Raw genomic sequence first — 7,105 nt, 5'->3', positions numbered from 1 at the left:
TGTTAGTAGCACGTTAACTTTTATAGGAGATAAAAGGATTTGTGACAACAATCACCTCTAAAAAGTTGAAAACGGCGTGAGTATTATTACCGCTGACTCTGCTTTTTTAATACCTAAAAAAGCAAAAAGGAGCTATTGCTAGCTCCTTTTTCATCACCATCACTGGCAATTAGAATTTTTTCGGTGCGTAACCAGTCATAACCTCAATGCGAAGCTCTTTACCGATCTTGGTCATTGGGTGAACAATTACTAATCCTTTAACAGACTTCTTAAGTTTACCCATATCCGCTTGCTCAGCTTTTGTGATTTCACGGCTAAATGGCATATCAATCAGAGACTTACGCTCTTGATTCACATCAAAGCTTTCTTTGTGTTTAAGCTGTGCAATTTTCTTAGTTAGCTTCTTAATCTCATCTTCAAATTGACGAACAACAGGACGATCATTACGAGTTTTAGCAGCCGCTAACTTGTTGCGACACTTGTCTAGACGGTTGTTAATTTGTTGAAGTTCGTTTTTAACACTCATAATAATTTCCTAAGATTTAACAAGCCAATTCGGATTGGGGCGCGGAGTATAGCACAAGGGTTCACTTGAACCGAAATTTATCTTAAACATCGCTACCTAAACGAATCATTTAAGACCAACACAATAGCTCCAAACACAGAAACGCCCTTATTCTTTCGTGTAAACAATAAGGGCGAATGAGCATTTCCTACGGAGCTGATTGACCCCATATTTTTTCGCGAAATTGAGGAATAAGTTGGCCAGCACCAAATTCATTCAGGTGATCGTCATCAACGTATGTTGGGTGATTGTTGATATCCCCTAGGCACTGCTGATCATCACAAAATATCGGTTCAGGGTCTATAAGAGTAACTCGACAGTTTTGGCTGATTTTTTCATAAGATTTCGTAATCAATGCGGTTCTTTGTCGGTACTCTTCAAGAGGAATAGAAACCGAAATATCAGATTGATTTAAAATCGAATACTTATACATAGTTTTAGGTACATCTTTCTTAAGCTCAGGGATTGGCTTGACCAAATAAACAGGGTTAGATTGACTAAGCTCGCACATGGTCTTTTCAAAACTGGATAAGATTGAGTTCAGGTACTCTTCCGATCTGGTCTGAAACCTTTTATCTCCTGCGATTAAACTGATCTTTTCGTTCTCACTTTGCCACCCATCTTCATTCGAACCATAAAGATAGCCACCCATTCTGTTAATGACAACAACAGGAACATTAGGGTAGTTGGTTTTCGCTTTTATTAGCGATGCTGAGACAAAATCCCCACACTCTTCTGATAACTCACCACTTGAAAGCACTCTTTTGATACCTGAAATCGTCGGACATGCGCTTCTCGTCCAGTCGATGACCGATGTATCGTTAGGTGCTGACGCTTCAACACTTCTCACTATCGATGCGCCATGACTATCGCCTAAAACAATAGCGGATACGGGTCCTGAGCCATAGTGACATTCAGGAGATGGTCCAAATTCGACGTGGCACTCTCCGCTTCGTGGATTCCGTTCATAGACACTTTGTGCAATGACTAGCTGTGTTTTATCCAGGCGCCAAAGTAACCCTTCACTTTCATAAACAACCTGTCCGATCAGGGCAACAGGGATAGCAAAAACTACGGGATAATAAGCCACAAAAAAACTAGCGCCTTTACGTGCTTTTTTAGGTCGGTAACTTTCAATGAACTTAAAAGAAAGGATCCCCATCAATACCGATATCCTTACTCCAACTATATTGTGAGTAATAGTGTTGCTCGTAAGGTTCTTAATGAAAACATTAATAGGCCAATGCCAGAGATAAATTGAGTAGGAACACAACCCAACCCATTGTATCAGTCGTGATTTATGAAAGGTAAAATTGAGGTCCAAATTCAAAAGCAGAATTATCGCGGTAGCAATGACCGGAATAAGCGTCACATGACTCGGCCACAGTGTGCTGCTGTCTATCAAGACAGGTGAAATAAACAGTGAGGCAATAGCAACTAACAGCAATAACTGAACATTGGACTTTTTTAATTCAATGGGCGCTCTTTTCAAAGCAACCACCGAACCTGCGAGCAGTTCCCATGCGCGGGACGGTAATGTGTAATAAGAAGCCGAGCTCCCTAAATACGCATAGTTATAAGCTAGACTTCCGATTAGAGTCGTTCCAATAGCAACGGCTGCACCTTTAGCTCCGAATAACTTGTAGGTCGCCATTAAAACAAGAGGATATAATACATAGAATTGCCATTCTACGGATAAAGACCAAGTGTGAAGTAACCACTTGCTTTGCGCGGCCACATCAAAGTATCCCGACTCTTTTAAATAGGTATGGTTAGAAACAAACCCGACACTGGTGAGAATATGCTTACCTAATTTTCTTAACGCCCAAGGGTCTAGGTAAATAATGCCAACGAGTAACACAACAAGGCACATAACCGCTAAGGCAGGAATAATGCGTTTTGCTCTCGCTAAATAAAAGTCCTTTAATGAGAAGGTATTAGTTTCCAAACTCGACATGATAATTTTTGTCATCAGGAAACCTGAAATGACAAAAAACACATCCACACCTAAAAAGCCGCCAGTGATAAAACCCGGAAAAAAATGGAAAATGACGACGATTGAGACAGCTAATGCACGTAATGCATTGATGTCATACCTGAAATTTTTATTCATTATTTGTTCGTTATAACCTTAAATCAATAAACGCACTAAAACTACCCACAATGAAATTAGCGTAATACGCTAGTTTCATTACGCTTCTTTTCTCACTTGCAGTTTTAGTAGTACTCCAATAAACACAAAGTACATGACAGCTAAATCACCATTCCTGAAAGGTGAATCGAATAGACACATCAAAGAAAAATAAACGACCGGTAACAATACAATGGGCGATAGCTTGTAGCTTGAATTAAACAAAGGGTACATCAAGCTAAGCATAAGAAGGGCAATGCCTACCAAACCGGATGAAGCCGCTTTATCAATATAGTTGTTATGAAGATGCGCATTAACGATAAATCTCTTACCCGAATTTGTTGGCGTGAATGAGAGTTTATCTAATTGCGCTTCTTTATCACCTCCAATGCCTAGCAAGGGGCTATCCACAAAGAAATCGAACCCTGCTTGATACATTTGTAATCTTAAGCCTATGGAAGTATCCATGTTGCCTTGCGATATCTCATGGTACTCATGCAAGCTATAGTCAATACGTTTACTTACCACTTCATATTTCGACATCAAAAACACAGAGAAAATGACAATGACACTAACAGCAAACAGCGTCTTGTGCTGACGATGTTGTATCATCATTTTGAATAGAACAACTAAAGCAATACTAATTACGGCTAATAGAGGCCCTCTTGACCCCACCAAAAACATGGATAGAAAACCTATAAATGCCAAGATAGCCATTGTCTTGAGCCTTTTCCCTTCATACGAAACACACCCAAGTGCGAGCAATAAAATGACAGAGAAGCCTTGAATTGAAGCTATAACAAGAGCATTAGACGGCAAGCTCCCCCGATCCCCAGAGAGAAAAAAGATATAGTAAGCAACAAGGACGGTTGTACTGACAACAGAAGTGAAACATAAGTTCTGTATACCTGATAACTTAACAAAGCCATTTCGATAAAAAAGGAAAAATACCAGAGCAATCAACGTTGCCCTCAATTCTTGACTACTGAAACCATGCAACTCGTAAGATATAGTGGAAAAAATAGAGAGCAAGAGCAGTATCCACACCCAGCCATCTTCAAACCAGTCATGCTTCTCCTTGTTTTTTCGGTACAAAAGAGCACAACAGGCCGCAATCAATAAAGTGATACCCGCAAGAGGCTTACTCCCCTGACCTAACCACACCTGAACGGTAACAATCCAAAACAAAGGCAGTGTAATGAGTATCTTTTGAATTAAATTCGTGTTGATTCTAACCATAACTAATCTAAAAATGCTGAGAAGAGTTGCACTCTAAAACAAACTTGCCACTGTCGCAAACGAACTGTAGTGACATACAGCGGAAAACAAAGAAACTAGTCGCTTTAGGGCATTGTCTATGAATCATTTACCTAAAATTCATATGTCCAAACTCAGCCCATCTAACGGCTTTGGCATCAAACTCCAAAACCACGACTAGATAGGTTAGCTTAAGCCTTCTGTCTTACGTATTAGGAGTTAGGAGTTAGGAGTTAGGAGCTTAAACCCTAGACCTTTACTTTATATTTAAGATCTTGGGCTTCATCGCCAGTCATGCCTCGAAAGCCCCAGCAATGCGATGGCTGTTCCTTAATGGTAATCTCGATATCAATGGGAGAGATGGCCAGCTGCTTTTCTATTTCAGAAAATATCTTCTTAATCAGGCGCTTTTTGGTGTTCACCGCTCGCCCTTCCATCATATTAATTTCTATGACGGTATAAGCTTCTGTTCGCCCTTCGGGATAAAAGAAATCATCTCTTTCTAATGGTACAAACCGATGCGCTCGTTTGTCATCAGGTAACCCCATCTCACTGTTCAAACATTGTTGTAAGACATTAGAAAGCTGTAACTTAATCGGATTTAAGCACTCTTTGATACCATAAATAACGATCATGACCATTCCTTTGATGTGATGTCAGGTAAAGAAGAACTAAGAAATAAACAACGTAAGATAAGCGTGTCACTTGTTATCTACCCATTGACTAATTCTTAACCCATATTACCTAATGCCGTAAGTTAAAAAAGGTTAAACCGATTGAATTGCGAATAAACGCGACAAAAAACCATGTCTCCCTCTCTCTAACTTCCTGTTCAATACATCACCCCACATTGATCGAACTTCAACGAGCACGCGTATACATCTCTGAATTACGTACGAATCAAATCCGTACAGACTCAATCATGTATGAACTAAGGAGTGCTATGTGCCGAATTCAGCTGAGAAGATCACACGGATAGAAACCGAATCAGAAACACCCGTAGAGACTTCTCAAGAGCTTGCGGTGTTTCCTCTCCCGTTATTCATTTTGCCAAGGGGCAGACAAAGACTGCGTATTTTCGAACCCAAGTATTTGAAAATGGTCGCTCATGCTGCGCAAGGAGACGGCTTCATCATTGCGACTCAGGACGACACCAACTCCGAACGTCTGAGTTCTTGGGGGACAAAAGTGTCTATTGTCGATTTCAATATGTCCGATGATCAAATCTTGGAAATCGATGTTGAAGGCGAACAGTTGGTGCAGCTTCACTCCTCCTTCCGCGACACTGATGACCTAATCAAAAGTGATTTCCGCCCTTTGCCTCATTGGCCACAACACAGCTATAAGGTGCCGAACGTGGTGACTGCGTTTCTTGTCGAGTTGTTTCGAGAACACGATTCAATCAGAGCACTTTACCCCACTCCTGACTTTGAAAGTCCTCAATGGATCTGTGCTCGACTCCTCGAAATGATGCCTATCCCATTGGAAAAGAAAACCAAATTCACAGAACCCGCTAGTTTTCCGTCTTTAGTTCCCTTTTTGAATCAAATCATTACAGGGCAATAAGCACTTTTATTCACTATAATTTTGTATAGTAGAAATTAATTTAAAATAAAGTGATCCCTACTCTCACTCTCCACGTAGTGTCTATCAAATTCGCATGATGGTTGATTACTATGCAAGTGGAAAGCAGAAGAACAGGGAACGGCAAGGAGCATGTCATTATCCCCGACAACAAACTACCTACCGAAAGTAAGGTACCTACAGAGCTCTCAAGCTGGCTGATTTTGGTTGGTTCAGACAGAGATAAGCAGGCATTTACTTGCTTGTTTAAATTCTTTGCTCCCAAAATCAAGCGTTTTGGCATCAGTAAGTTGGGCGGTGAAGCCGCTGCCAACGAGCTAGTCCAAGACACGATGACCAACGTTTGGAAGAAAGCGCATCTCTACAACGAAGAGAAAGGCGCAGCAACCACTTGGGTTTATACCGTTATGCGGAACGCCGCCTTTGATATGTTAAGAAAGGTAAAAGCGAAAGCAGAGCAAACCATCGCTGACGACATTTGGCCAATTGACGCCATGGTAGCCGAATCACAAAGTGATCAGCTTCAGTTTGGCGATCATCTAATGAGCCGTCATGTAATGACTCAAATCGAAAAGTTGCCTCTCGCTCAAAAAACCATTGTGAAAGGTGTCTACTTCCAAGAGTTATCGCAAGAGCAGCTCGCCCAACAACTCGATGTCCCGCTTGGAACTGTTAAATCACGTCTAAGACTCGCACTCGCCAAACTAAAAGTTCACATGGGGGAACAAGACCATGATTAAACATCACCCAAATGCGGCAATCTTGAAAGATTTTGTCGATGGCAATCTAGCGGATTCGGTTTCTCTGATTGTTTCTAGCCATGTAGAGCTTTGTGCACACTGCCAAAAACAAGTGAGCATGCTGACGGCGCAAGCTGCTGACACTGTCTTTGAAAGCGATACATCTGCCTTTGAAAGCGATACCTCAGGGCTTCAACTTTCTGACAGCGAAATGGACGCGTTCCTATCCGATGATGGAGAGTTTGATTTTGATACGATTGCTCAAATCACTGCTGATTCATCTCAAGCTATCGAAGTGACACCCGAAGTTCAGCAAGTTACGGTTGCAGACACCACGTTCACTATTCCTCGCGCGTTGAACTCAGTGGCGAGAAAAGACTGGATGAACTTAGGCAAAATTTCGCGAGCGCGACTCGATTTTGACGACGAAGCACACCACACCAGCTTGCTGCACATCGACAAAGATGGACAAGTTCCTTGCCACACCCACAAAGGCTTCGAGATCACGCTTCTTTTAGAAGGCAGTTTCGAAGACGAAATGGGCGTCTACAACAAAGGCGATTTCATCTGGTTAGATGGAGAACACACCCACCAACCTGCGACTAAAGAAGGCTGTGTGTGTTTAACTGTTTCAAGTGATGCGCTTTACTTCACAAAAGGTGTGAGCCAGTTATTCAATCCACTCGGTAAATATATCTATTAACCCTGTTGCACGCTATAAATATACAGGATGGCATGAAGTTATCCTGTATATCGTCAAATACATCTGGCTTAAAACATCAACGCTGTTGAGACTTAAAACACACCCGGCTCTGTAAGTACGATTAG

General features: G+C 41.5%; 7 protein-coding genes. 3 read left to right on the top strand and 4 right to left on the bottom strand.

Annotated features, from left to right (window positions below; all coding sequences use genetic code 11):
• Nucleotides 1-169: 169 nt before the first annotated feature.
• The 4 genes from AB4653_RS08550 to AB4653_RS08535 form a co-directional block, all read right to left on the bottom strand.
• The gene (locus tag AB4653_RS08550; protein ID WP_010432454.1) at nucleotides 170-526 is read right to left on the bottom strand and encodes a YibL family ribosome-associated protein; all 357 of its coding nucleotides are present in this window, start codon (nucleotides 524-526) and stop codon (nucleotides 170-172) included.
• A 187-nt stretch (nucleotides 527-713) separates the two neighbouring features.
• Complete coding sequence (locus tag AB4653_RS08545) at nucleotides 714-2,678, bottom strand: acyltransferase family protein (RefSeq protein ID WP_372103841.1); 1,965 nt, start codon at nucleotides 2,676-2,678, stop codon at nucleotides 714-716.
• A 78-nt stretch (nucleotides 2,679-2,756) separates the two neighbouring features.
• Complete coding sequence (locus AB4653_RS08540; RefSeq protein WP_102257683.1) at nucleotides 2,757-3,935, bottom strand: O-antigen ligase; 1,179 nt, start codon at nucleotides 3,933-3,935, stop codon at nucleotides 2,757-2,759.
• Nucleotides 3,936-4,201: 266 nt separating this feature from the next.
• Entirely contained in the window at nucleotides 4,202-4,588 is a 387-nt protein-coding gene (locus AB4653_RS08535; protein ID WP_017070218.1) for a tautomerase family protein, read from the bottom strand.
• Nucleotides 4,589-4,898: 310 nt separating this feature from the next.
• On the opposite strand from AB4653_RS08535, the gene AB4653_RS08530 reads away from it, so the two are divergent.
• The 3 genes from AB4653_RS08530 (at nucleotide 4,899) to AB4653_RS08520 (ending at nucleotide 6,980) form a co-directional block, all read left to right on the top strand.
• Complete coding sequence (locus AB4653_RS08530; RefSeq protein ID WP_102248805.1) at nucleotides 4,899-5,519, top strand: LON peptidase substrate-binding domain-containing protein; 621 nt, start codon at nucleotides 4,899-4,901, stop codon at nucleotides 5,517-5,519.
• Between the two features lie 110 nt (nucleotides 5,520-5,629).
• Nucleotides 5,630-6,277 carry a sigma-70 family RNA polymerase sigma factor gene (locus AB4653_RS08525; protein WP_009846090.1) on the top strand — a complete coding sequence of 216 codons (648 nt, stop codon included), beginning with the start codon at nucleotides 5,630-5,632 and terminating at the stop codon, nucleotides 6,275-6,277.
• The gene (locus tag AB4653_RS08520) at nucleotides 6,270-6,980 is read left to right on the top strand and encodes a ChrR family anti-sigma-E factor (RefSeq protein ID WP_102248804.1); all 711 of its coding nucleotides are present in this window, start codon (nucleotides 6,270-6,272) and stop codon (nucleotides 6,978-6,980) included. The genes AB4653_RS08525 and AB4653_RS08520 overlap by 8 nt, the downstream gene beginning before the upstream one ends.
• Nucleotides 6,981-7,105 lie beyond the last annotated feature (125 nt).

It is taken from the genome of Vibrio sp. 10N.222.48.A3 (assembly GCF_041475345.1).
GTDB lineage: Bacteria > Pseudomonadota > Gammaproteobacteria > Enterobacterales > Vibrionaceae > Vibrio > Vibrio tasmaniensis_A.
Note: the sequence above shows the minus strand (reverse complement) of the source record. Positions and strands in the feature narration are given on the sequence as shown.

What these genes read in the sequence shown, in the direction of transcription:
- AB4653_RS08520 (WP_102248804.1), top strand. Translation starts at nt 6,270, where the DNA reads ATGATTAAACATCACCCAAATGCGGCAATCTTGAAAGATTTTGTCGAT.
- AB4653_RS08550 (WP_010432454.1), bottom strand. Translation starts at nt 526, where the DNA reads ATGAGTGTTAAAAACGAACTTCAACAAATTAACAACCGTCTAGACAAG.
- AB4653_RS08545 (WP_372103841.1), bottom strand. Translation starts at nt 2,678, where the DNA reads ATGAATAAAAATTTCAGGTATGACATCAATGCATTACGTGCATTAGCT.
- AB4653_RS08525 (WP_009846090.1), top strand. Translation starts at nt 5,630, where the DNA reads ATGCAAGTGGAAAGCAGAAGAACAGGGAACGGCAAGGAGCATGTCATT.
- AB4653_RS08535 (WP_017070218.1), bottom strand. Translation starts at nt 4,588, where the DNA reads ATGATCGTTATTTATGGTATCAAAGAGTGCTTAAATCCGATTAAGTTA.
- AB4653_RS08540 (WP_102257683.1), bottom strand. Translation starts at nt 3,935, where the DNA reads ATGGTTAGAATCAACACGAATTTAATTCAAAAGATACTCATTACACTG.